Genomic DNA, 23,122 nt, shown 5'->3' with positions numbered 1-23,122 from the left:
CGTCCGGCGACCCCCGGCAAGCGGCGCCCTCCCGGGCCGTGGTCCTCCTCACCCCCGGTGCCGCGGCGCACGGCATGATGCGGGACGCAGCACGCACACGACCGCACGCACACACGAGGTGGGAACCGATGGGTGAGTTCGTACGACTGGAGGTGGCCGACGGCGTCGCGACGCTGCGCCTGGACCGGCCGAAGATGAACGCGATCAGCTTCGCCGTGCAGGCCGAGCTGCGCGAGGCGGCGGCCGAGGCCACCGAGCGCGAGGACGTGCGGGCCGTCGTGATCTGGGGCGGTGAGCGCGTGTTCGCCGCCGGCAACGACGTCAAGGAGATGGCCGAGGTCTCCTACGCCGAGATGGTCGAGAAGTCCCACTCCGTGCAGTCGGCGGTGACCGCGGTCGCGGCCATCCCCAAGCCCGTCGTGGCGGCCGTGAACGGCTACGCCCTGGGCGGCGGGTGCGAGCTCGCGCTGGCGGCGGACGTGCGGTTCGCGGCCGAGGACGCGGTGCTCGGCCAGCCCGAGGTGCTGCTCGGCATCATCCCCGGCGCCGGCGGCACCCAGCGCCTCGCGCGCCTCGTGGGTCCGTCCAAGGCGAAGGACATCATGTTCACCGGCCGGTTCGTGCCGGCCGAGGAGGCGCTGCGCATCGGCCTCGTGGACCGGGTGCTCCCGGCCGGCGAGGTGTACGACGAGGCCCTCGCGTGGGCGCGCCGGTTCGCCACCGCCGCGCCGTACGCGCTGCGGGCCGTCAAGGAGTCGGTCGACCAGGGCCTCGGGGTCGACCTGACGACGGGGCTCGCCATCGAGCGCGCGCAGTTCGCCGGCCTGTTCGCCACCGAGGACGCGGCGACGGGCCTGCGCTCCTTCGTCGAGAACGGGCCGGGCAAGGCGCGGTTCACCGGGCGCTGAGCCACGCGCGGGAACGCCCGCCGGTGTCCCGCCCCGCTCGGGATGGGACGCCGGCCCACCGCGGTGGGACGCCGTCCGGGACGCTGGAGACCTGTGCCACACTGACCCCCGTCCCGTTGGCCGAGGTCGAGGATGGAGCCCGTGGTCGGTCCTGAGAAGCCCGTAGCTGGAGAGACGTCGACCGCGACCGGGTCGCAGGCGTCCGAGGGGTCGGGCGCGACCGCGACCGCCCCGCGCCGCCGGCCGTCGTTCTCCGTCGCCCGGGCGCGCACCGTCGTCGCCCAGGTCGTGTGGATCGTGTGCCTCGTCGCGGCGACCGCGCTGGCCGTGGCCGCGCTCTGCATCGCCGTCGACGCGAACCAGGGCAACGGGCTCGTCAGCCTGGTGCTCGACCTGGCCGGCTTCTTCGACCTGGGCGTCTTCACGCTGGACGACGGGATCATGGCGTTCACCGGCGACAACGCGGACACCAAGAACGCGCTGGTGAACTACGGCCTCGGCGCCGCCTTCTGGCTCGTGCTGGGGCGCATCCTCGAGCGCCTGGTCCGCCCGTGACGCACGCCACGTCGCAAGCTCGTTACCTGCTAGTAGCCTCAGCTACACACCCGAGTGCACAGGAGGGGCCGCGAGGCCACACACCATGAACATCATCGTCTGTGTGAAGCACGTCCCGGACGCCACGGCGGACCGGAAGTTCGAGTCCGACAACACCGTCGACCGCGAGGGCGTCGACGGCCTGCTCTCCGAGCTGGACGAGTACGCCGTGGAGCAGGCCCTGCAGCTGCGCGAGAAGCGCGAGGGTGAGGACGTCACCATCACCGCGCTGACCGTCGGCCCCGCCAAGGCGGTCGACGCGGTGCGCAAGGCGCTGCAGATGGGTGCCGACAAGGGTGTCCACGTGAGCGACGACGCCATCGCCGGCTCCGACTACGTCGGCACCTCGCTGGTGCTGGCCAAGGCCGTCGAGAAGCTCGGCGCCGAGTCGAAGGTCGACCTCGTCGTCTTCGGCATGGCCTCGACCGACGGCTCCGGCGGCGTCGTGCCGGCCATGGTCGCCGAGCGGCTGGGCCTGCCCCAGGTGACGCTCGCCTCCGTGGTGGAGACCCAGGGTGACCAGGTGCGCATCAAGCGCGACGGCGACACCGCGACCGAGGTCGTGGGCGCCACGCTGCCGATCGTGCTCAGCGTGACGGACCAGTCGGGCGAGGCGCGCTACCCCTCCTTCAAGGGGATCATGGCCGCGAAGAAGAAGCCGCTCGAGACGCTGTCGCTGGCCGACATCGGCGTGGAGGCCTCCGAGGTCGGCGCCGCCGCGGCGTGGACCGCGGTGGAGGACACCACCGCCCGTCCGCCGCGCACCGCCGGCGAGATCGTCACCGACGAGGACGGCTCGGGCGCCGAGGCGCTCGCCGGCTTCCTCGCCTCGAAGAAGTTCATCTGAGAAGGGGCTGCAGCTGATGTCCGAGGTTCTGGTTCTGGTCGACCACGTCGACGGTGCGGTCCGCAAGCCCACCAACGAGCTGCTCGCGATCGCGAAGAAGCTGGGTTCGCCCTCCGCGGTGTTCATCGGCAGCGCGGACGCCGCGTCCGGTGTCGTGGAGACGGTGAAGAAGTACGGCGCGGAGAAGGTCTACGTCGTCGACGACGCCGAGGTGCGGGGCTACCTGGTCGCGCCGAAGGCCGAGGTGCTCGCCCAGCTCGTGGAGAAGACGTCGCCGGCGGCCGTGCTGCTGGTGTCGGGCTCCGAGGGCAAGGAGGTCGCCGCGCGCCTGGCGATCAAGACGTCGTCGGGGCTCATCACCGACGCCGTCGACGTGGCCGACGACGGCACGGTCACGCAGTCGGTCTTCGCCGGCAACTACACGCTGACCGGCAAGGTCACCCACGGCACGCCGATCATCACGGTCAAGCCGAACTCCGCCACGCCGGAGGACGCCGCGGGCGCCGGTGAGGTCGAGCAGTTCTCCCCGACCATCTCCGACGCCGCGAAGGGTGCGCAGGTCGTGGCCTCCCAGCCGCGGCAGTCGACCGGTCGCCCCGAGCTCACCGAGGCCGCGATCGTGGTCTCGGGCGGTCGCGGCACCGGCGGCGACTTCGCCCCGGTCGAGAAGCTGGCGGACGCCCTCGGTGCGGCCGTCGGTGCCTCGCGCGCCGCCGTCGACTCCGGCTGGGTGCCCCACACCTTCCAGGTGGGCCAGACGGGCAAGACGGTCTCCCCGCAGCTGTACGTCGCGAACGGCATCTCCGGTGCGATCCAGCACCGGGCCGGCATGCAGACGTCGAAGACGATCGTCGCGGTCAACAAGGACGAGGAGGCGCCGATCTTCGAGCTCGTCGACTTCGGCGTCGTGGGCGACCTGCACAGCGTCCTGCCCGCCCTGGCCGACGCGGTCGAGGCACGCAAGAACTGAGCACGGCCGGCCGCACGGCCGGCACCGCAGCGGCGGCCCGGGTCCCAGGTGGACCCGGGCCGTCGCCGTGTCCGCGTCGTCCGCATCCGGGGATCAGCGACCTTCCCGACCCGTGGGAACGGGTGCGCGGGGGCGGGGCACCCGCCGTACCCTCAGGCGCATGAGCACCGAGGAGGTCCACGCCGCAGCGACGCGGGCGAAGGAGGCGGGCTACGAGCTCGCCACGGCGACCCGGGCGGTGAAGGACGCCGCGCTCGAGGCGATGGCCTCGGCGCTGACGGCCCACGAGGCCGCGATCCTGGCGGCCAACGCCGAGGACGTCGAGCGTGCCGAGACCGGTGGCACCCCGCCGAACATCGTCGACCGGCTGCGCCTCACCCCCGAGCGGCTCGCGGCCATGGCGGCCGGCCTGCGCGACGTGGCGGCGCTGCCGGACCCGGTCGGCGAGGTCGTGCGCGGCGGCACCCTGCCCAACGGGCTGGAGCTGCGCCAGGTGCGCGTGCCCTTCGGCGTCGTCGGGATGATCTACGAGGCCCGCCCCAACGTCACCGCCGACGCCGCGGGCATCTGCCTGAAGTCGGGCAACGCGGTGCTGCTGCGCGGCAGCTCGAGCGCGCGGTCGAGCAACGCCGCGATCGTCGCCGCCCTGCGCGAGGCCGTCGTCACCGTGGGCCTGCCCGCCGACGTCGTGCAGCTCGTGCCGGGGGACACCCACGAGAGCGTCAAGGCGCTGATGCGTGCCCGCGGGCTCGTCGACGTGCTCATCCCGCGCGGCGGGGCGGGGCTCATCCGCTCGGTGGTCGAGGAGTCGACGGTGCCGGTGATCGAGACGGGCGTGGGCAACTGCCACGTGTACGTCGACGCCTCCGCCGACCTCGACAAGGCGCTCGCCATCGTGGTCAACGCGAAGACCCACCGCACCTCGGTCTGCAACGCGGCCGAGTCGCTGCTGGTGCACGCCGACGTCGCCGACGACTTCCTGCCGCTCGTCATCGACGCGCTCGCCGAGCGGGGCGTGACGGTGCACGGCGACGACCGCTTCGGGGAGTACGACGGGGTGGTCGCCGCCACCGACGACGACTGGGCGCAGGAGTACCTGTCGCTCGACATCGCCGCGGCCGTCGTCGACGACCTCGAGGGCGCCATCGCGCACGTGCGTCGCTGGTCCAGCGGTCACTCCGACGCGATCGTCACCGAGTCGCAGGCGGCGGCCCGCCGCTTCGTGGCCGCCGTGGACTCCGCCGCGGTGCTCGTCAACGCCTCCACCCGCTTCACCGACGGCGGCGAGTTCGGGTTCGGCGCGGAGATCGGCATCAGCACGCAGAAGCTGCACGCCCGCGGCCCGATGGGCCTGCCGGAGATGACCTCGACCAAGTACGTCGTCACCGGCGACGGGCACGTGCGCTGACGGGCGCGCCGCCCGGTAGGATCGCCGCCATGTCGATGAGCGAGTTCGCTGTCCTTGCGTCCGAGGCGGGCGGCGAGGAGCACACCATCTGGCCCTACGTCATCGGTGGCGTGGTGCTGCTGATCTTCCTGCTCCTCATGGCGGGCCTCCTCGCGTTCGCCGGCGGTCGCGAGCACAGCTGAGGTGACCACCCCCGGGCGGCGTATCGGCGTGATGGGCGGGACGTTCGACCCGATCCACCACGGGCACCTCGTCGCCGCCTCCGAGGTCCAGTCCTTCTTCGACCTCGACGAGGTCGTCTTCGTGCCCACGGGCGACCCCTGGCAGAAGTCCGACCGCCAGGTCTCGCCGGCGGAGCACCGCTACCTCATGACCGTCGTCGCGACGGCCTCGAACCCGCGGTTCCGCGTCTCCCGCGTCGACATCGACCGCGGGGGCCCGACGTACACCGTCGACACCCTGCGCGACCTGCGGGCGCAGCTGCCGGGTGCGGAGCTGTTCTTCATCACCGGTGCCGACGCGCTGGCCAACATCTTCACGTGGCGCGACACGGGGGAGATGTTCGACCTCGCCCACTTCGTCGGCGTCACCCGTCCTGGGTACGCGATGGATCCCGCCGTGCTGGAGACGATCCCGGGCGACCGCGTGACGGTGCTGGAGATCCCCGCCCTGGCCATCTCCTCGACCGACTGCCGCGAGCGCACCGGGCGCGGCGAGCCGGTCTGGTACCTCGTGCCCGACGGCGTCGTGCAGTACATCGGCAAGCACCACCTCTACGAGAGCACCACCCCCGCCCCGTGATCAGCCCCTCCAGCAGCCCCGTGAAAGGCACTGCATGACCGCCACCGACCACGCCGTGGAGCTGGTGCACGCCGCCGCCCGCGCCGCCTCCGACAAGCTCGCGACCGACATCCTCGCCTTCGACGTGAGCGAGCAGCTCGCGATCACCGACGCCTTCGTGCTGGCCAGCGCGAGCAACGACCGCCAGGTCAAGGCCATCGTCGACGAGGTCGAGGACAAGCTCCGCGAGATCGGCGCCAAGCCGATCCGCCGCGAGGGCGAGCGCGACGGACGCTGGGTGCTCATCGACTACGGCGAGATCGTCGTCCACGTGCAGCACGAGGAGGAGCGCCGCTTCTACGCCCTCGAGCGGCTCTGGCGCGACTGCCCCGTGCTGCCGCTCCCCGCGGACGTCACCCCCGGCGGTGAGTGAGACCCGCACCGAGCCGCCTGGCGCCGTGCGCACGCTGGTGCTGCTGCGCCACGGCGAGACCACCTGGAACGCCGAGCACCGCATCCAGGGCCAGGTCGACTCCGAGCTGAGCCCGGCGGGCCTGGCCCAGGCCGCCGCCGTGGCGCCGGGGCTGGCCGCCCTGCGCCCGGCCGCCGTGTGGAGCTCGGACCTGCAGCGCGCCGCGGTGACCGCGGCGCACGTCGCGGACGCCGCCGGGCTCCAGGTGCGCACCGACGCCCGCCTGCGTGAGTTCGCCCTGGGGGAGCGGGAGCGGGTCACCCACGCCGACTACGCCGAGCGCTGGCCCGACGAGTACGTCGACTTCGTCACCGGCCGCTGGAGCTCCGTGCCCGGGGCAGAGACGCTGGAGCAGGTCCGCGCCCGCACCGAGGCGTGCCTGGAGGAGCTGGCGGACACGCTGGAGCCCGGTGGGCTGGCGGTCGCCGTCGCCCACGGTGCCGCCCTGCGGGTCGCCGTCGAGGCGCTCGTCGCGGGCACGGCGAGCGAGCCGTCGGCGTACTCGGGCATGACCAACTGCGGGTACGCCGTGCTCCGCGAGCGCCACCTGCGCCGCCCCGGCGAGCCCCGCTGGCGCCTCCTGGCCTACAACCGGACGGCCGACGGCGGCGCCTGAGCGGGGCCGCGACCCCCGATTCGCGTCCGTCCGGGGGAGGCGCTAATGTTCTCCGAGTCGATCGGCGGGGGACCGCCGCGAGACGGATGGGGCTGTGGCGCAGCTGGTAGCGCATCTGCATGGCATGCAGAGGGTCAGGGGTTCGAGTCCCCTCAGCTCCACCATCTTCGGAAGACCCCTCCACCGCACGCGGTGGAGGGGTCTTCTGCGTCGTGGGCGCCCGTCGGGTGCGCCGGAGCGTGGCGTTCCCGACACACCTCCTTTTCTTGACTCTTTCAAGAAAAGAGGCAAGGGTTGAGCCCGTGACCACCGACGCCGACGTGCGCGCCCCCGGCGCCGAGAGCACCGGCACCCCCGACCTCCAGCAGCTGCTGCGGTCCGCCACGCTGCGGGTGACCCGACCCCGGGTCGCCGTGCTCGGCGCGGTGCACGCCCACCCGCACGCCGACACCGAGACGATCATCGGCGCGGTGCGCGCCGAGCTGCCGGCCGTGTCCCACCAGGCCGTCTACGACTCGCTGCACGCGCTCACCGGCGCGGGCCTGCTGCGCCGCATCCAGCCCGCCGGGTCGGTGGCGCGCTACGAGACCCGCATCGCCGACAACCACCACCACCTCGTGTGCCGCTCCTGCGGCACGGTCGTCGACGTCGACTGCGCGATCGGCGAGGCGCCGTGCCTCACCGCCTCCGACGACCACGGCTTCGTCATCGACCAGGCCGAGGTCACCTACTGGGGCACCTGCCCCTCCTGCACGGCCGCCGCGCAGAGCGCCTGACGCGCGCGGCGCACCCCCCGAGCTCCGCCCCCTCATCCGCCCACACGGAAGGAACCCGATGTCCACCGAGACCACTCCCGGCAACGAGCACGGCCAGATCACCACGGACGACCCGGTACCGGCACCCGGCGAGGCGTCCGGCTGCCCGGTCGCCCACGGCAGCACGCTGCCGCACCCCACGCAGGGCGAGCCCAACCGCGTCTGGTGGCCGAACAAGCTCAACGTCGACATCCTGGCCAAGCATGCCCCGGCCAAGGACCCGATGGACCCCGACTTCGACTACGCCGCGGAGTTCTCCTCGCTCGACCTCGCTGCGGTGAAGCGCGACATCGCCGAGGTGCTCACCACCTCGCAGCCGTGGTGGCCGGCCGACTTCGGCAACTACGCCCCCTTCATGATCCGCATGGCCTGGCACAGCGCCGGCACCTACCGGGTGTTCGACGGTCGCGGCGGCGCGGGCGCGGGCATGCAGCGCTTCGCCCCGCTCAACAGCTGGCCCGACAACGTCAACCTCGACAAGGCCCGCCGCCTGATCTGGCCGATCAAGAAGAAGTACGGCAAGAAGATCTCGTGGGCCGACCTGATGATCCTCACGGGCAACGTGGCGCTCGAGTCGATGGGCTTCGAGACCTTCGGCTTCGCCGGTGGTCGTGCGGACGTGTGGGAGCCGGACGACGACGTGTACTGGGGCCCGGAGACCGAGTGGCTGGGCACCGACAAGCGCTTCTCGGGCGACCGTGAGCTGGAGAAGCCGCTGGGCGCCACGACGATGGGCCTCATCTACGTCAACCCCGAGGGCCCCGAGGGCGTGCCGGACCCGGTCGCCGCGGCCCGCGACATCCGCGAGACCTTCGGCCGGATGGCGATGAACGACGAGGAGACCGTCGCCCTCATCGCCGGCGGCCACACCTTCGGCAAGACCCACGGCGCCCACCAGGACGACCGCCTCGGCCCCGACCCGGAGGCCGCGCCCCTGGAGAACCAGGGCTTCGGCTGGAAGAACGGGTACGGCGAGGGTCACGGCGCCGACACCGTCACCAGCGGTCTCGAGGTCACGTGGACCTACCACCCGACCCGTTGGGACAACGAGTTCTTCCACATCCTCTTCGCCTACGAGTGGGAGCTGATGGAGTCCGCCGCGGGCGCGAAGCAGTGGCGCCCGAAGAACGGCTCGGGCGCCGACATGGTGCCGGACGCCCACGGCACGGGCCGCCGCGAGCCCCGCATGCTCACCACCGACCTGGCGCTGCGCTTCGACCCGGTCTACGAGCAGATCTCGCGGCGCTTCCGCGACAACCCGGCCGACTTCGCCGACGCGTTCGCCCGCGCCTGGTTCAAGCTCACGCACCGCGACATGGGCCCGGTCCAGCGCTACCTCGGCCCCGAGGTGCCCTCCGAGGTGCTGCTGTGGCAGGACCCGGTGCCGGCCGCGACGTACGAGGCCATCGACGGCGAGGACATCGCCGTCCTCAAGAGCCAGGTGCTCAGCTCGGGCCTGACCACCGCGCAGCTCGTCACGACGGCGTGGGCGTCGGCCTCGACGTACCGCAACAGCGACAAGCGCGGCGGCGCCAACGGTGCCCGCATCCGCCTCGAGCCGCAGAGCGGCTGGGAGGTCAACAACCCCGACGAGCTCGCCGCCGTGCTGCGCGTGCTCGAGGGCATCCAGGAGAACTTCAACGCCAACGCCGGCGCCAAGCAGGTCTCCCTGGCCGACCTCATCGTGCTGGCCGGCTCCGCGGCCGTCGAGCACGCGGCGAAGGAGGGCGGCGTCGACATCGAGGTGCCCTTCACCCCGGGCCGCACCGACGCGACGGCCGAGCAGACGGACGTGGAGTCCTTCAGCTACCTCGAGCCCGTCGCCGACGGCTTCCGCAACTGGGTGGGCAAGGGCAACCGCCTCCCGGCGGAGTACCTGCTCGTCGACCGCGCCAACCTGCTCGGGCTGACCGCGCCCGAGATGACCGTCCTCGTGGGCGGCATGCGGGTGCTCGGAACCAACCAGGACGGCTCCGCCACCGGCGTCCTCACTGACCGCCCGGGCGTGCTGACGAACGACTTCTTCGTCAACCTGCTCGAGCTCGGCACGACGTGGACGGCGACCGACGACACCCGTGAGACCTACACGGGCGTCACCGCCACCGGCGAGACCGTCGTCGGCAGCCGGGTCGACCTGCTGTTCGGCGCGAACTCCGAGCTGCGCGCCGTCGCCGAGGTCTACGCCAGCGACGACGCGGGCGAGAAGTTCGTGCGCGACTTCGTCGCCGCGTGGACCAAGGTCATGGAGGCGGACCGCTTCGACCTGGTCTGAGCGCGACCCCGGCGCACGGCCGCCGGGGAGCACGACGTACGACCCCGTGCGACGCAGCACGACGAGGCCCGCGGCACGCCGCCGCGGGCCTCGTCCCGTCCCCGGGCCAACGCAGGCGCTACAAGGTGGCGGGAAGGCGGTGCGACCCGGTGCGCGACCCGGCGTGCGACTCGACGTCGGTGCGCCGCAGGTGGGACACGTCGTGGCGCAGGTCGTGCCACACCTCCCGCAGCACGGCGACGCCGGCCGCGAGCACGTCGGGCTCGGCGGTGAACGGCACCCGGAGGAACCGTTCGTGGGTGCCGTCGACGCAGAACTTGGGCCCGGCGGTCACGTGCAGCCCGCGTGCCTGCCCGGCCGAGGCGACCGCCGAGCTGACCGGTGCCCCCAGGTCGACCCACAGGCACAGGCCCCCGGCCACGTCCGGCACGCCCCAGTCGGGGAGCTCGCTGCGCAGCAGCCCCACCAGGACGTCGTGGCGCTCGCGGAGCTGGGCGGCGCGGACGGCGGCGAGCTCGTCGTACCGCTCGAGCACCACCCCCGCCACCCGCTGCTCGAAGGCGGGCGTGCCCAGGTCGCCCGCGGGGCGGCGGTGCGCCAGCCGTCGCACGGTGGCCGCGTCGGTGCGGATCCAGCCGATCCGCAGACCGCCCCAGACCACCTTGCCCAACGACCCGAGGGTGACCGTGCTGGTCATCCGGTCGGCGCACAGGGCGGCGAACGGCTCGCCGGCCGGCTCCCCGGCCAGGTCGAGGTCGACGGTCGTCTCGTCGAGCAGCAGCACCGTGCCGCTGCGGCGCGCGGCGGCCGCCACGCGCCGGCGGTCGGCGAGCGGCATCGAGGCGCTCGTCGGGTTGTGGAAGTCGGGCACGAGGTAGGCGAGCGCGGGCCGCACCCGCTCCAGCACGTCGACGAGGTGGTCGGCGTCCCAGCCGTCCGTGCCGACCGGGGTGGGCACGAGGCGGGCGCCCGCCTCGCGCAGGGCCTCGTAGCCGTGGGGGTACGTCGGGGACTCGACCAGCACCCGGTCGCCCGGGCGCAGCAGCGTGCGGGCCACCAGAGCCAGCCCGTGCTGCGCGCCGAGGGTCACCATCACCTCGTCGGGCGTCGTCGGCAGACCGCGCCGCGTGTAGCGCTCGGCGACCTGGCGGCGCAGCGCGAGGTCGCCGAGCACGTCGAACCCGCCGAGGGCGAGGACGCCCGCGGCGTCCGCCGCCACCTCCTGCAGGATGCCGGCCAGGCCGGGCACCGGCTCCGGGACCGCGTGGGCGAAGTCGATGCCCGCGCGCTCGGCGCTCGCGGCCGGGAGCACGGTGACGCTGCCCGAGCCGCGCAGGCTGACGAGGTGGCCCGAGTCCCGTAGGCGGGCGTAGGCCGAGACGATCGTGGTGCGGCTGCGTCCCAGCTCCTCGGCGAGCTCGCGCTCCGCCGGCAGGCGCGTCTGCGGTGCCAGGCGCCCGTCCTCGACCAGGAGTCGCACGCGGTCGGCGAGGGCGACGTACGCGGCTCCGCCGACGGCGTCCGAGCCCGGGCCGAGCAGCGTCGCCAAGCGCCGCGCGCCCACGTGCGCCCGGGCCGCGGGGTGGGCGACCGGACCGTGCGGCGAGGGGCGGCGCGGGGACGGGGGAGCGAGGGCGGGAGAGGGGCGCACGCTCCCATGAAACCAGTCCACGCCCCCGGTGCGCAGGTCCAATCCGGGGCCGGTGGACCTGATGAGCCCCGTGGAGGTGCTCCGGGAGTCCGCCGTGGGGGGATTGGACCGCGCGTCGTGTCCGGGGTGGGCGGTCCACTCGGGCCGTGCTCTCGGCCGGCGGGGGCCGGTCGAGGAGGTGGTGGCGGTGGCGCTCGTGGTGCTGGGGGTGCTGGTCGCGGTGCTGGCCGTCGTGCTGGCGGCGGCGGTCGGGAGGGTGCCGGGGGTGCCCGGGGGATCGGGCCCGGAGCGTCCGCGCCGGCGGGCGACGGACCCGGCGTACGACACCCGCCGGCCCGTGCCGTAGCGCGGGACGGCGGGTGCCGGGGTAGGTCAGGGGCAGGTCAGGCCGCGACGACCTCGAGGCGCTGGCGCGGCAGGGCCTCGGGGTTGTGCTGCTGGACCCACGCGACGAGGCGCTCGCGCACGAGGCAGCGCAGGTCGAAGAGGGTGCCCGGGTCGTCGGCGGTGACGCTGGCGCGCACCTGCACGAAGCCCTGCGTGGCCTCGGTGACGACGAGACCGCTGGCGCGGCCGTTGAAGAGCTCCGTCTCGGCCAGGACGCGCTCGAACTCGCCCCGCAGGCCGTCGAGGTCGATGTGCCAGTCGAGGTCGAGCTCGACGGTGCCCATCATCTCGGAGTCCTTGCGCGTCCAGTTCTCGAACGGGTTGCTCGTGAAGTAGGTGCAGGGCAGCACGAGGCGGCGGTCGTCCCAGATCTTCACGACGACGTAGGACAGCGTGATCTCCTCGATGGTCCCGTACTCCTCCTCGACGATCACCACGTCGTCGATGCGGATGGCGTCGCTGAAGGCGAGCTGCAGGCCGGCGAAGAGGTTGCCGAGGGTCGACTGGGCGGCGAGGGCGGCCACGACGGAGAGCAGACCGGCGGAGGCCAGGAGGCTGGCGCCGACGGCGCGCACGCCCGGGAAGGACAGCAGGATCGCGCCGAGCGCGACGACGACGATGCCGACGACGACGAGGCGGCGCGCGACCTGCACCTGGGTGCGCACGCGCTTGGCGTTGCGCGGGTCCAGCCCGAGGTCCGCGCGGCGCAGCGCGGCGTCCACGACGAAGAGCACCACGACCGCCAGCAGCCACGCCCCGTTGACGATGCCGAGGATGCGCAGGCCGAGCGCGAGCGTGTCCCACAGCTCCGTGCCGGCCCCGCGTGGTCGGTTCGCCGCGACCACGGCGTTGAGGCCGATGACGAGCACGAGCACCCGGAAGGGGAACCGTGCTGTGCGGACGAGGTCCTCGGCGGGCGGCCAGCGGTGACCGACCCGTCGTACGACGGCGGGGACGAGCGCGCCGATCGCGACGGAGACGGCCACCACGACGCCCGTGGACCAGAGCAGCTGCATGAGCTCGGGAGGCATCACTCCACCATGGGGGAACGTGGCCGCTGATCCAAGTGAGGCGCGCCACGGCCCGGTCGGCGTCGCGTCAGGACGGGCCCGCCTGCGGGTCTACACCGCGCAGTTGCGCGGGAAGCTCGAGACCGACCCCGCCCACCTGCGCCACCTCGTCACCTCCTCCGGCCTGGGCTACACCCTGGAGCCGTAGCGGTCGCGGCGCTTCGCGCGGGTCGCGGTAGGAGCGGTAGTGGATGACTTATCGCTGGCACCGCGCCTCCGTGCCGTTCGGGCCCGTGGATGGTTTCGAGGGGTGCTGGCGCACCCACCTCAACCACCGGCGTCGGGGCAGCGCGGGGTGCCGGTGGTTGGGTGGCCGCGCTGTGCTCCGGTGGTTGAGGCGGCCGCGCGGGTACGACGGGTGGTCGAGCTGGCCGCGCTGCGTGCCCGGTGGTTGAGGTGGCCGCGCTGCGTGCCCGGTGGTTGAGGTGGCCGCGCTGCGTGCCCGGTGGTTGAGGTGGCCGCGCTGCGTGCCCGGTGGTTGAGGTGGCCGCGCTGCGTGCCCGGTGGTTGAGGTGGCCGCGCTGCGTGCCCGGTGGTTGAGGTGGCCGCGCCAGCGGCCCTCGAAACCACGCCCGGGCATGCCGCCGGCCCCGACGCGATGGTGCCGCGGCGGGGTCGGCGTGACGAGGGCTAGCTGGGTCGGCTAGCTGAGCGGCGCGGTGCCGGTGGAGTCGACGGCATACCGGAGCCCATGCGGGCTGGTCCAGACGTAGGTGCCGAGCGGGTCGCGGTGGTAGCGCCATCGCCGGTCCGGCGGGTCGCTGCCGGGCGGATGGTCTCGACCGGGTGGGCTGGCGCCGGTCGGTGAGGGGTGGGTCTTGACGCGGTGGTGGCCGCGGCAGAGCGGGGCGAGGTTGTCGGTGGAGGTCTGACCTGCGCCTGGTGCTGCGTTCGACCGGTAGGGCTCGATGTGGTCGAGGTCGAGCCCGCGCGATGGTCGCCCGCAGTAGGGGAACGCGCAGGTGGGTCGATCGAGGCGGACGCGTTCGGCGATCCGGTCGGGGATCTCGTAGGCATCGACGGCGACGTGCTCGGCGAGGTCGATGACGGGCTTCACGATCACCTTGGTGCCGGGCGTCCCGCACCAGTCGCGGACATGGTCGGCGGTAACGAGGCTGCGGGTGTTCTCGAGGCGGGCGAGGTCGATCCCGGTGCCGCCGGTGGTCGGGTCGATGCCGGGGCCGTCGCCGGATCGGTAGGCGGTGATGGCGGCGTCGGACAGGTGGACGTAGAGCACCACCTGCCGCGCGGGCGTCCGGGTGGAGCTGGCTCGTGCCGCATCGCTGGCCACATCGCTGGCTGGGTCAGCGCCGTAGAGGTCGAGGGCGGTCTGTCGTCGGGCGAGCTCGCCGACGGCCATGGAGCGGCGGACGTCGAGGTCGGCGTCGCAGCCGGCTGCGGCGAGGTCGGCCGCGACGCGCTGCACGGCGTTGTTCAGGTCGAGGGCGTCGGCGACGTCGAGGGTGCCGTGGACGGGGACGACTCCGGTCCACGGTGACGCTGCGTGGACCGGGGTGGTCTCGATGGTGAAGTACCGGCCCGCGTCTGCGTCGGCGCGGTCGAGCTCGGCGTTCTCGGGGTCGAACCGGGCGGTCGCTTCGGCGACCAGTCGCTCGACAGTCGGCATTGTCGCCCGGTGCGCGACGGGGGCCAGGTTGCGGTCCACGAAGTCCGCGCCCTCAGCCGTGAGCGTTCGGGTGAGGGCCGCGATCTTGCGCGCCCGCCACACCGGCAGCGCCCGCCGCTGGTGGGCGGGATCGGCGCCGGCGAGCACCCGCGCCCACAGACGGGGCAAGCGGTGGCGCAGCTCGATCGCATCCCCGACCAGCGGCCGACCTGACGCGACGGAGCGGCCGAGGGCGGCGGAGATCTCGTGGAGGCAGAACTCCGAGACCAGGGGTGCTCCCGGCCCGCCGAGCTCGAGGAACCGGTCCCCGCCGGGAACGGCATCGGGGTCTTCGTGCCACAGCCCGAGAGGCCCGATGGGGTCACCGACGGTGCCGTCGGTGTGGGCGTCGGCCCAGTCCGCGACCGCGACGAGGGTGGCGACCTCGGCCGCCTGTTGGGCGGCTGCGGCCGCGCGGGCGGTGGCGAGCAGCGCGGTCGAGTCGAGGGCCAGAGGGGCCTCGACGACTGCGCTGCTCGGGTGGTTCATGACCACAACGCTAGGGGTGGGCACCGACATTCTTCGGTCCAGGAACGGGGCTTGGGGAAGAGGTTCTGAGAAATCTTGAGGGCGCTCGGATGGGTCCGCCGGGGGAACTCGATCGTGGTTTCGAGGGCCGCTGGCGCGGCCACCTCAACCACCGGATGAGCGCGGTCACCTCAACCACCGGCGCGCGCGGCGACCTCAACCACCGGCGAGGCGCGGCCACCTCGACGCCCCGTGGTTTCGAGGGCCGCTGGCGCGGCCACCTCAACCACCGGCGTACCTCGCGGCCACCTCGAGGGCCGCTGGCGCGGCCACCTCAACCACCGGCGTACCTCGCGGCCGCCGCGATCGCCGGGGAGGCGCGGCCACCTCGACCACCGGCGAGGCGCGCCCACCTCGACCACCGACGTACTCGCGCCCACCCCGGCCGCCGGTGCTCACCCGCGGATGCGGTCGCCTCCGGCGTACACGGTGAGGCGGTCGCCGCGGGAGAAGCCGACGAGGGTCAGGCCGGTGCGCTGCGCGAGCTCGACGGCGAGCGACGACGGCGCGCCGACGGCGGCGAGGGCGGGCACGCCGGCCATGACGGCCTTCTGCGCGAGCTCGAAGGAGGCGCGTCCGCTGACCTGCAGGACGGTGCCGCGCAGGGGGAGGCGCCGCTCGCGGTGCGCCCAGCCGACGACCTTGTCGACGGCGTTGTGCCGCCCGACGTCCTCGCGCACGACGAGCCGGTCGCCGGCGGCCGTGAACAGCCCGGCCGCGTGGACCCCGCCGGTGCGCTCGAAGTCGCCCTGCTGCTCCCGCAGGCGCTCGGGGAGCCCGACCAGCACCTCGGCGTCCACCACCGCCGGGTCGGCGCCCAGGTCGTGGCTGGAGGTGGTGGCGACCGCGTCGATCGACTCCAGCCCGCAGACACCGCACGCGCTCGTGCCCTCGACCCGCCGCCCGCGCGTGGCGGCCACGGCGGCCGCGACGGGGGAGACGGTGGCGTCGACGACGTTGTAGGTCTGCAGCCCGTCGGGTCCCACGCCCGCGCAGTAGCGCAGGGCGACGAGGTCGGTCGGCGTCCGCAGCACGCCGTCGCCGACGAGGAACCCGGCCACCAGGTCGAAGTCGTCGCCGGGGGTGCGCATGGTGACGGCGTACGAGGCGCCCCCGACGCGGACCTCGAGCGGCTCCTCGACGGCCAGGTGCTCCTCGCCGGTGCGACGGGTCAGGGTCGTCGTCGCTCCCGCCGCGGCCCCCGCCCCCGCCTCCGTGGTCGCGGGCGCGGGCAGGCGCAGGACGGTGGCACGCACACGGCGTACCCGCTTGCCGGCCACGGGCGGCCCCCTTCGTGGAGGAGTAGGTTGGCCGCCAGCCTAGCCAGCAGGGGAGGGACGTCGTGGTGCGTCGCAGCTCGGTCGACCGCGCGGTCGAGAACATCGACGAGACGGCGCTGGAGGTGGGGCCGGCGAAGGAGCGCGCCGTCGGCGTGCCGGCCGTCGCCCGCGCCACGCAGATGGCGGTGGAGCAGATGGGCGTGGCCCGCACGGCCCGCACCCTCGCGCTCGTCAACCAGACCCACGGCTTCGACTGCCCCGGCTGCGCGTGGCCGGAGGCCAAGCACCGCAGCCGCGCGGAGTTCTGCGAGAACGGCGCGAAGGCCGTGGCGGAGGAGGCGACGAAGCGGCGCGTGCCGCCGGAGTTCTTCGCCGCCCACCCGGTGGGCGAGCTGGCGACCTGGGACGACTACTCGCTGGGCCAGCAGGGCCGGCTCACCCACCCGATGCTGCTCGACGAGGGCGCGACGCACTACCGGCCCGTCAGCTGGGAGGAGGCGTACGACGTGGTGGCCGAGGAGGTCGCCCGCCTGTCCAGCCCCGACGAGCTCGTCTTCTACACCTCGGGCCGCACGTCGAACGAGGCCGCGTTCTGCTGGCAGCTGCTGGCCCGCGGGCTCGGCACGAACAACCTCCCCGACTGCTCCAACATGTGCCACGAGTCGAGCGGCTCGGCGCTGACCGAGACGATCGGCATCGGCAAGGGCAGCGTCTCGCTGCTGGACGTCGAGACCGCCGAGCTCGTCATCGTCGCGGGGCAGAACCCCGGCACCAACCACCCCCGCATGCTCTCCGCGCTCGAGAAGACCAAGCGGGCCGGCGGGCGCATCGTCGCGATCAACCCGCTGCGCGAGGCCGGGCTGCTGCGCTTCGACAACCCCCAGAAGCCCCGCGGCGTCGTCGGCAGCGGGACCGACCTCGCCGACGTGTACCTCCAGGTGCGCCTCGGCGGCGACCAGGCCCTCTTCCAGGCCCTCGGCGCCCTGCTGCTCGAGGCCGAGGACGCGGCCCCCGGCACGGTGCTCGACCACGACTTCCTCGCCGCGCACACCCGCGGGTTCGAGGAGTACGCCGCCCACCTGCGGGCCCTGGACTGGGCCGAGGTCGAGACCGCCACCGGCCTGCCCCGGGCCCAGGTCGAGGAGGTGGCGGAGCTGCTGCTCGCCTCCCGCTCGACCGTCCTGTGCTGGGCCATGGGCCTCACCCAGCACAAGCACTCGGTGCCGATGCTGCGCGACGCGGTCAACCTGCTGCTGCTCCAGGGCAACATCGGCAAGCCCGGCGCGGGCCTCTGCCCGGTGCGCGGCCACTCCAACGTGCAGGGCGACCGCACCATGGGCATCTTCGAGCGGATGCCGGACGCGTTCCACGACGCCCTCGACGCCGAGTTCTCCTTCGCCTCCCCGCGCGCCCACGGCCTCGACACCGTCGGGGCCATCGAGGCCATGCGCGACGGCACGGCGAAGGTGTTCCTCGGGATGGGCGGCAACTTCGCCCGCGCCACCCCTGACACCGCCGTGACCGAGGCGGCGCTCGCGTCGCTCGAGCTGACGGTGCAGGTCTCCACCAAGCTCAACCGCTCCCACGTGGTGCACGGACGCCGGGCCCTCATCCTCCCGACGCTGGGCCGCACCGACCGCGACGTGCAGGCCACGGGGCCGCAGCGCGTCACGGTCGAGGACTCGATGTGCGCGGTCCACGCCTCCGAGGGCCGGCTCGAGCCCCCGAGCGAGCACCTGCGCAGCGAGGTCGCGATCATCACCGAGCTGGCGGAGCGCCTGCTCGACGGGCGGCCGGGCGCGCCGGTCGCCGACTGGCGGGCCTTCCGCGACGACTACGCGACGGTGCGCGCGGCGGTGGAGCGCGTCGTACCCGGGTTCGAGGACTTCGAGCGGAGGATCGACGAGCCGGGCGGCTTCGTGCTGCCCCACCAGCCACGGGACGAGCGAGCGTTCGCGACCCCGTCGGGCCGGGCGGAGCTGACGGTCAACCCGCTCGAGTACCCCCGGGTCCCGCCGGGGCGCCTGCTGCTGCAGACGGTGCGCTCGCACGACCAGTACAACACCACGATCTACGGCCGCGACGACCGCTACCGCGGCATCAGCGGCGGGCGCCGGGTGGTGTTCGTGCACCCCGACGACCTGCGCGAGCAGGGCCTCGCCGACGGCGACGTCGTCGACCTCGTCTCCGAGTGGGAGGACGGCGACCGCCGGGCGCCCGCGTTCCGCGTCGTGGCCTACGCGACGCCGCGGGGCTGCGCGGCGGCGTACTACCCGGAGACCAACGTGCTCGTGCCGCTCGGCTCCTACGCCGACACCAGCCGCACGCCCACCTCGAAGTCGGTCGTCGTGCGCCTCGAGCCCGTCGCGGGCGGCGCCCGATGAGCGCCGAGCACGCCCGCACCCACGCCGCGGCGGTCGCGAACCTGTCCACGATCGTCGACGGCGTCACCGACTGGGACGCGCCCACCCCGGTCGCCGAGTGGCGCGCCCGCGACGTCGTCGGGCACCTCGTGGAGTGGCTGCCCGGCTTCCTCGGCGGCTCGGGCGTCGAGCTGCCCGGCGGGCCCGGGGCCGCGACCGACCCCGTTGCCGCCTGGCGCCACCACTCCGTCGCCGTGCAGGACCTGCTCGACGACCCGGCCAGCGACGCGCTCGTGCTCGCCAACCCGCACGTCGGCGAGCTGCCGGTGCCGGTGGCGATCGACCGCTTCTACACGACCGACGTGTTCCTCCACGCCTGGGACCTCGCGCGCTCCTCGGGCCAGCCGCACGGCCTGGACCCGCAGTGGTGCGCGGCGGTCCTCGCCGGCATGGAGCCGGCCGAGGCGATGCTGCGCGCGAGCGGGCAGTTCGGCGAGCGGGTCGCCGTACCGGACGACGCCCCGGCGCCCGAGCGGCTCATGGCCTTCCTGGGCCGCGACCCCGCCTGGCGCCCCTGACCCGGGCGGCGGCCGCCCTCAGGAGCCGAAGCGCATCGCGAACCCGTCGACGCGGACGCTGGCGATCGGACGGGCCCCGGTGAGCCATGCCAGCGGTCCGTCCGGCGGCGACTCCCACCGGGCCCGGGTCAGCCGCACCGACCGCGCGCTCGCCCGCACCGGCGTCCACACCGTCGAGGCGCCCGGTGCGTCCGGCGGGCCGACCGGCAGGGTCTGCGCGATGTGGGCGGTCGTCGCGAGCGGCAGAGGTACGCCGGGCAGCCGGCCCGGCCGGAAGGTCGCGCGGGCCAGCGGCGTGCCGTCCTGCCGGGCCTCGAGCGCGCCGTCGCCGAGGGCGGGGAACGACGCGAGGTCCTTCGGCACGCCCCACAGCTCGCGCCCGCCGTCGCGCGAGGCGGGGGAGTCGACCCAGATGTCGGTGATCGCCAGTCCCACCCGCGCCCCGGAGCGCACGACGACCCCGGCCAGCAGCTCGCCGTACGTCATCTGCCCCGGCGGGCGGTAGTCCACGAACATCGTGACCGCGACCCCGCCCACCGCTCGCACGCCCGCGGGCAGCGGCGGCAGCGCGCCGCGGCGCACGCGCCACGCGGTGATCCAGCCGCGGCCCGTCAGGTCCCACGGCTCCGGCGGGTAGCCGGCGCTCACGCCGGCGCCTTCGTGACGGTCGGGCCCAGCCGCAGGGCGGCGGGGGCGCTCGTCGGCACCACGGGGTGCCGGGGCGCGACCGGGGTGATCCGCTGGTACGGCGCACCCAGCGGCGGGCGCGGGTCGGCCTCGCCCTTGTTGGGCCACAGCGCGACGGCGCGCTCGGCCAGCGCGGTGATCGACAGCGACGGGTTCACGCCCAGGTTCGCGCAGAGCGCCGAGCCGTCGACGACGTGCAGGCCCGGGTGGCCGTGGACGCGGTGGTACGGGTCGATGACGCCCTCCTCGGCGTCGGCCCCCATCCGGCAGCCGCCGGTGAAGTGGCCGGTCGTCGGCACGTCGACGAGGTCGTTCCAGGCGCCGGCGGGCTCGCCGTCGACCTGCTCGGCGATCCGGCGCGCCAGGGCGTGGCCCGCGGGGATCCACACGGGGTTCGGCTCGCCCTCGCCCGGCCGGGCCGTCAGCCGGCGCCCCGGGCGGCCGGTGAGCCGCCGCCTGCGGAGCCCCGTGGTCAGCGAGTTGTCGAGCGACTGCATGACGAGCAGCACGATGGTGCGCTCCGACCAGTCGCGCGGGTCGTGGAACGCCAGCAGCGAGCGCCGCTTGCGCCACATCTCGCGCAGGCCGACGCGCCAGCGCAGCACCCCCTCCTCGGGGTCGGCGAGCGTCGCCATCAGCAGGGCCATCGCGTTGGACCCCGGGCCGTAGCGCACCGGCTCGACGTGGGTGGAGTCGTCGAGGTGGATCGAGGAGGTGATGGCCACGCCCTCGCTGAAGTCGGTCGCGCCGTGGCGCCCCGACCGCTTCGCGCGCACCCCGAGGATGGCCTCGGAGTTGGTGCGCGACAGCTCGCCGAGGCGTGGCGAGACGTGCGGCAGCGAGCCCGAGGCACGCAGCCGGTGCAGCAGCCGCTGCGTGCCGAGCGCGGCCGCCGAGAACACGACCTGCTCCGCGGTGAACGTGCGGCCCGTCCGGAGCGAGCCCGACGGGCGCGTCGTGACGGCGTACCCGCCGCCCGGCAGAGGCCGCACGTCGGTGACCGTGGTCATCGCGTGCACCTCGGCCCCGGCCTGCTCGGCGAGGTGGAGGTAGTTCTTCACCAGCGTGTTCTTGGCGCCCACCCGGCACCCGGTCATGCAGGAGCCGCAGTCGGTGCAGGCCGTGCGCTCCGGTCCGCGGCCGCCGAAGTACGGGTCGGCCACCCGCTCGCCGGGCGCGACGCCGTGGTCCTCGGCCCGCAGCACGCCGATCGGTGTCGGCACGAACGAGTCCGCGACCCCGAGGTCCTCGGCCGCCCGCCGCATCACCTCGTCCGAGGGGGTGGTGCGGGGGTACGTCGTCACGCCCAGCATCCGCCGGGCCTGGTCGTAGGGGCCGCGCAGCTCGTCGCGCCAGTCGGTGAACCGCGCCCACGACGGGTCGCGGTAGAAGGTCTCGCCCGGCTCGTAGAGCGTGTTGGCGTAGACCAGCGAGCCGCCGCCGACGCCCGCCCCCGACAGCACGAGCACGTCGCCGAGCAGCGTCATCCGCTGGATGCCGGACAGGCCCATGCGGGGCGCGAAGACGTAGTCGCGCAGCCGCCACGACGACGTGGCGAACTCGTCGTCGGCGAAGCGCCGCCCCGCCTCGAGCACGCCCACCCGGTAGCCCTTCTCCACCAGGCGCAGCGCCGTGACGCTCCCGCCGAAGCCGGAGCCGATCACGAGGACGTCGTGGTCGTGCGGCATGCCCTCACCTCCTCGTAGTCGTCGAGCTCGAGCACGGCGGTGCGGCGCTGGTACTCCGCCACCGTGCCCGGCCAGTTCGTGGTGATACGGCCGGTCACGGTGCGGTACCAGCTCGCGCAGCCGGCCCAGACGCTGCGCGCCAGCCGCTCCTGCACCTCGCGGTCGTAGGACTCGGCCACCTCCCGGCGCACGTCGAGCCCCGCCGCCCCGCGGGCGCGGGCCGCGGCCGTCGCGCGGGCCAGCTGCGCGACGTACGCCGCCTGGGGCTCGATCATCCCGAGGATGCTGGAGCCGCCCAGGTTGGTGTTGGGGCCGTACATGAGCGCCAGCCCGGGGAACCCGGGCACCGTGACGCCGAGGTGGGCGCTGGCGCCGTGGCGCCACGTCTCGTGCAGCCGCTCGCCGTCGCGGCCGGTGACCTCGAGGTGGCGCAGGAAGTCGGTGGCGGCGAACCCGGTGCCCCAGATCACCACGTCCACCTCGTGGCGCCGGCCGTCGCCGTCGACGACGGCGTCGGGCTCTACCCGGGCGACGGGCGCGGTGACGACGTCGACGTGCGGGCGGTCCAGGGTGCGGTACCAGTCGTTGGAGAAGAGCAGCCGCTTGCAGCCCAGCGGGTCCTTCGGCACGAGCCGCCGGCGCAGGTCGGGGTCGCGCACCTGCCGGCGCAGGTGGAGCCGCCAGGCGCGGTGGAGCACGCGGGGGAGCACCGAGCGGGGCAGGGCCCCGGTGAGCGCGCCGTTGAGCCACTCCGACAGGTGCCACACGCCGCGACGCTCGACGCGGCGCAGCACCGCCGAGCGCGCCAGCAGGCGCCGCAGCCGCTCGGGGTAGGCGCCGTCGGGCTTCATCACGACGTAGGGCGCCGAGCGCTGGAAGACCGTGATCGAGCCCGCCCGGTCCGCGATGCCCGGCACGAGCTGGATCGCGCTGGCCCCCGTGCCGACCACCGCGACCCGCTTGCCGGCGAGGTCGACGTCGTGGCGCCACGTGGCGGAGTGGAAGACGGGCCCGGCGAACGACTCGAGCCCCGGCAGGGCCGGTACGACGGGCTCGCTCAGCTGCCCCACCGCGCTGACGACCAGGTCGGTCTCCAGCGCCTCGCCCGAGGCGAGGGTGACCGTCCAGCGGCCGGTCGCGTCGCCGTACGTCGCGGCCACCGCCCGCGCGCCGGTGCGCACGAGGGGGCGCAGGCCGCGGCGGTCGGCGACCCGCTCCAGGTAGGCCAGGATGTCCGGCTGCTCGGAGTAGACCCGCCGCCAGCCGGGGTTGGAGTCGAACGAGAACGAGTAGAGGGAGGACGGCACGTCGCACGCGGCACCCGGGTAGGTGTTGTCGCGCCACACGCCGCCGACGCCGTCCGCGCGCTCGAGGACGACGACGTCGACGCCCTCCGCACGCAGCGTGTCCGCGGCGGCGAGGCCGGCGAACCCGGCGCCGATCACGACGGCCGAGAGACGCACGGGGGCCTCCGGGCGGGCCTCGGGGCGGGCCTCCGGGAGGGGACGGGTGGTCGTCATGGCGGCGACGCTAGGAGGCCGC

22 protein-coding genes and 1 tRNA gene are annotated in these 23,122 nt (G+C 74.3%); 16 read left to right on the top strand and 7 right to left on the bottom strand.

Annotated features, from left to right (window positions below; translation table 11 throughout):
• Window positions 1-128: 128 nt before the first annotated feature.
• From ACOACO_RS14660 to katG, 12 genes are all read left to right on the top strand, one after another.
• Window positions 129-908, top strand: a complete 780-nt coding sequence (locus tag ACOACO_RS14660) for an enoyl-CoA hydratase/isomerase family protein (protein WP_420297007.1) — start codon at window positions 129-131, stop codon at window positions 906-908.
• Between the two features lie 141 nt (window positions 909-1,049).
• The gene (locus tag ACOACO_RS14655; protein ID WP_420297006.1) at window positions 1,050-1,463 is read left to right on the top strand and encodes a hypothetical protein; all 414 of its coding nucleotides are present in this window, start codon (window positions 1,050-1,052) and stop codon (window positions 1,461-1,463) included.
• A gap of 85 nt (window positions 1,464-1,548) precedes the next feature.
• The gene (locus ACOACO_RS14650) at window positions 1,549-2,349 is read left to right on the top strand and encodes an electron transfer flavoprotein subunit beta/FixA family protein (RefSeq protein ID WP_420297005.1); all 801 of its coding nucleotides are present in this window, start codon (window positions 1,549-1,551) and stop codon (window positions 2,347-2,349) included.
• A 16-nt stretch (window positions 2,350-2,365) separates the two neighbouring features.
• The gene (locus ACOACO_RS14645) at window positions 2,366-3,319 is read left to right on the top strand and encodes an electron transfer flavoprotein subunit alpha/FixB family protein (RefSeq protein WP_420297004.1); all 954 of its coding nucleotides are present in this window, start codon (window positions 2,366-2,368) and stop codon (window positions 3,317-3,319) included.
• Between the two features lie 160 nt (window positions 3,320-3,479).
• Complete coding sequence (locus tag ACOACO_RS14640; protein WP_420297003.1) at window positions 3,480-4,727, top strand: glutamate-5-semialdehyde dehydrogenase; 1,248 nt, start codon at window positions 3,480-3,482, stop codon at window positions 4,725-4,727.
• A 35-nt stretch (window positions 4,728-4,762) separates the two neighbouring features.
• Window positions 4,763-4,909, top strand: a complete 147-nt coding sequence (locus tag ACOACO_RS14635; RefSeq protein ID WP_277498557.1) for a hypothetical protein — start codon at window positions 4,763-4,765, stop codon at window positions 4,907-4,909.
• A 1-nt stretch (window position 4,910) separates the two neighbouring features.
• On the top strand, window positions 4,911-5,528 hold the full coding sequence (gene nadD / locus ACOACO_RS14630; protein ID WP_420297002.1) for a nicotinate-nucleotide adenylyltransferase: 618 nt from the start codon (window positions 4,911-4,913) through the stop codon (window positions 5,526-5,528).
• Between the two features lie 34 nt (window positions 5,529-5,562).
• Window positions 5,563-5,940 (top strand): ribosome silencing factor, encoded by a 378-nt coding sequence (gene rsfS, locus ACOACO_RS14625; RefSeq protein WP_420297001.1) that lies wholly within the window; start codon window positions 5,563-5,565, stop codon window positions 5,938-5,940.
• Entirely contained in the window at window positions 5,933-6,595 is a 663-nt protein-coding gene (locus ACOACO_RS14620) for a histidine phosphatase family protein (RefSeq protein WP_420297000.1), read from the top strand. Before rsfS ends, ACOACO_RS14620 begins: the two co-directional genes overlap by 8 nt.
• Before the next feature lie 88 nt (window positions 6,596-6,683).
• Window positions 6,684-6,759, top strand: a tRNA-Ala gene (locus ACOACO_RS14615).
• 204 nt (window positions 6,760-6,963) lie between these two features.
• Window positions 6,964-7,371 (top strand): Fur family transcriptional regulator, encoded by a 408-nt coding sequence (locus ACOACO_RS14610; RefSeq protein ID WP_420297242.1) that lies wholly within the window; start codon window positions 6,964-6,966, stop codon window positions 7,369-7,371.
• A 58-nt stretch (window positions 7,372-7,429) separates the two neighbouring features.
• Window positions 7,430-9,682, top strand: a complete 2,253-nt coding sequence (gene katG / locus ACOACO_RS14605; protein ID WP_420296999.1) for a catalase/peroxidase HPI — start codon at window positions 7,430-7,432, stop codon at window positions 9,680-9,682.
• 118 nt (window positions 9,683-9,800) lie between these two features.
• Here the strand turns inward: katG and ACOACO_RS14600 are convergent, their stop codons facing one another.
• Complete coding sequence (locus tag ACOACO_RS14600; protein WP_420296998.1) at window positions 9,801-11,333, bottom strand: PLP-dependent aminotransferase family protein; 1,533 nt, start codon at window positions 11,331-11,333, stop codon at window positions 9,801-9,803.
• Window positions 11,334-11,520: 187 nt separating this feature from the next.
• Here ACOACO_RS14600 and ACOACO_RS14595 point away from each other — a divergent pair, with 187 nt between their 5' ends.
• Window positions 11,521-11,679: a hypothetical protein gene (locus ACOACO_RS14595; RefSeq protein ID WP_420296997.1), complete on the top strand. Its 159-nt coding sequence runs from the start codon at window positions 11,521-11,523 to the stop codon at window positions 11,677-11,679.
• A 37-nt stretch (window positions 11,680-11,716) separates the two neighbouring features.
• On the opposite strand, the gene ACOACO_RS14590 is transcribed toward ACOACO_RS14595, so the two are convergent.
• Window positions 11,717-12,751, bottom strand: a complete 1,035-nt coding sequence (locus ACOACO_RS14590; protein ID WP_420296996.1) for a mechanosensitive ion channel family protein — start codon at window positions 12,749-12,751, stop codon at window positions 11,717-11,719.
• Between the two features lie 19 nt (window positions 12,752-12,770).
• Here ACOACO_RS14590 and ACOACO_RS14585 point away from each other — a divergent pair, with 19 nt between their 5' ends.
• Entirely contained in the window at window positions 12,771-12,938 is a 168-nt protein-coding gene (locus tag ACOACO_RS14585) for a hypothetical protein (RefSeq protein ID WP_420296995.1), read from the top strand.
• Between the two features lie 495 nt (window positions 12,939-13,433).
• Here ACOACO_RS14585 and ACOACO_RS14580 read toward each other — a convergent pair whose 3' ends face one another.
• Together ACOACO_RS14580 and fdhD are read right to left on the bottom strand one after the other, a co-directional pair.
• Window positions 13,434-14,945 (bottom strand): hypothetical protein, encoded by a 1,512-nt coding sequence (locus tag ACOACO_RS14580; RefSeq protein ID WP_420296994.1) that lies wholly within the window; start codon window positions 14,943-14,945, stop codon window positions 13,434-13,436.
• Window positions 14,946-15,379: 434 nt separating this feature from the next.
• On the bottom strand, window positions 15,380-16,264 hold the full coding sequence (fdhD, locus tag ACOACO_RS14575) for a formate dehydrogenase accessory sulfurtransferase FdhD (RefSeq protein ID WP_420296993.1): 885 nt from the start codon (window positions 16,262-16,264) through the stop codon (window positions 15,380-15,382).
• Window positions 16,265-16,326: 62 nt separating this feature from the next.
• Here fdhD and ACOACO_RS14570 point away from each other — a divergent pair, with 62 nt between their 5' ends.
• A complete protein-coding gene (locus ACOACO_RS14570) occupies window positions 16,327-18,648 on the top strand; it encodes an FdhF/YdeP family oxidoreductase (protein WP_420296992.1) in 2,322 nt (773 codons plus the stop codon).
• Window positions 18,645-19,205 (top strand): TIGR03086 family metal-binding protein, encoded by a 561-nt coding sequence (locus ACOACO_RS14565; RefSeq protein ID WP_420296991.1) that lies wholly within the window; start codon window positions 18,645-18,647, stop codon window positions 19,203-19,205. The genes ACOACO_RS14570 and ACOACO_RS14565 overlap by 4 nt, the downstream gene beginning before the upstream one ends.
• A gap of 18 nt (window positions 19,206-19,223) precedes the next feature.
• Here the strand turns inward: ACOACO_RS14565 and ACOACO_RS14560 are convergent, their stop codons facing one another.
• Genes ACOACO_RS14560 through ACOACO_RS14550 form a run of 3 tightly spaced genes read right to left on the bottom strand, consistent with a single transcriptional unit; the run spans window position 19,224 to window position 23,100 of the window.
• Window positions 19,224-19,853 carry an acetoacetate decarboxylase family protein gene (locus ACOACO_RS14560; RefSeq protein WP_420296990.1) on the bottom strand — a complete coding sequence of 210 codons (630 nt, stop codon included), beginning with the start codon at window positions 19,851-19,853 and terminating at the stop codon, window positions 19,224-19,226.
• Complete coding sequence (locus tag ACOACO_RS14555; protein ID WP_420296989.1) at window positions 19,850-21,580, bottom strand: FAD-dependent oxidoreductase; 1,731 nt, start codon at window positions 21,578-21,580, stop codon at window positions 19,850-19,852. Before ACOACO_RS14555 ends, ACOACO_RS14560 begins: the two co-directional genes overlap by 4 nt.
• A complete protein-coding gene (locus ACOACO_RS14550) occupies window positions 21,553-23,100 on the bottom strand; it encodes a flavin-containing monooxygenase (RefSeq protein WP_420296988.1) in 1,548 nt (515 codons plus the stop codon). The genes ACOACO_RS14555 and ACOACO_RS14550 overlap by 28 nt, the downstream gene beginning before the upstream one ends.
• Window positions 23,101-23,122: the final 22 nt, after the last annotated feature.

This window comes from Nocardioides sp. CPCC 205120 (genome assembly GCF_048654585.1).
GTDB lineage: Bacteria > Actinomycetota > Actinomycetes > Propionibacteriales > Nocardioidaceae > Nocardioides.
The sequence above is the reverse complement of the archived record's forward strand: the minus strand, read 5'-3'. Positions and strand labels throughout refer to the sequence as shown.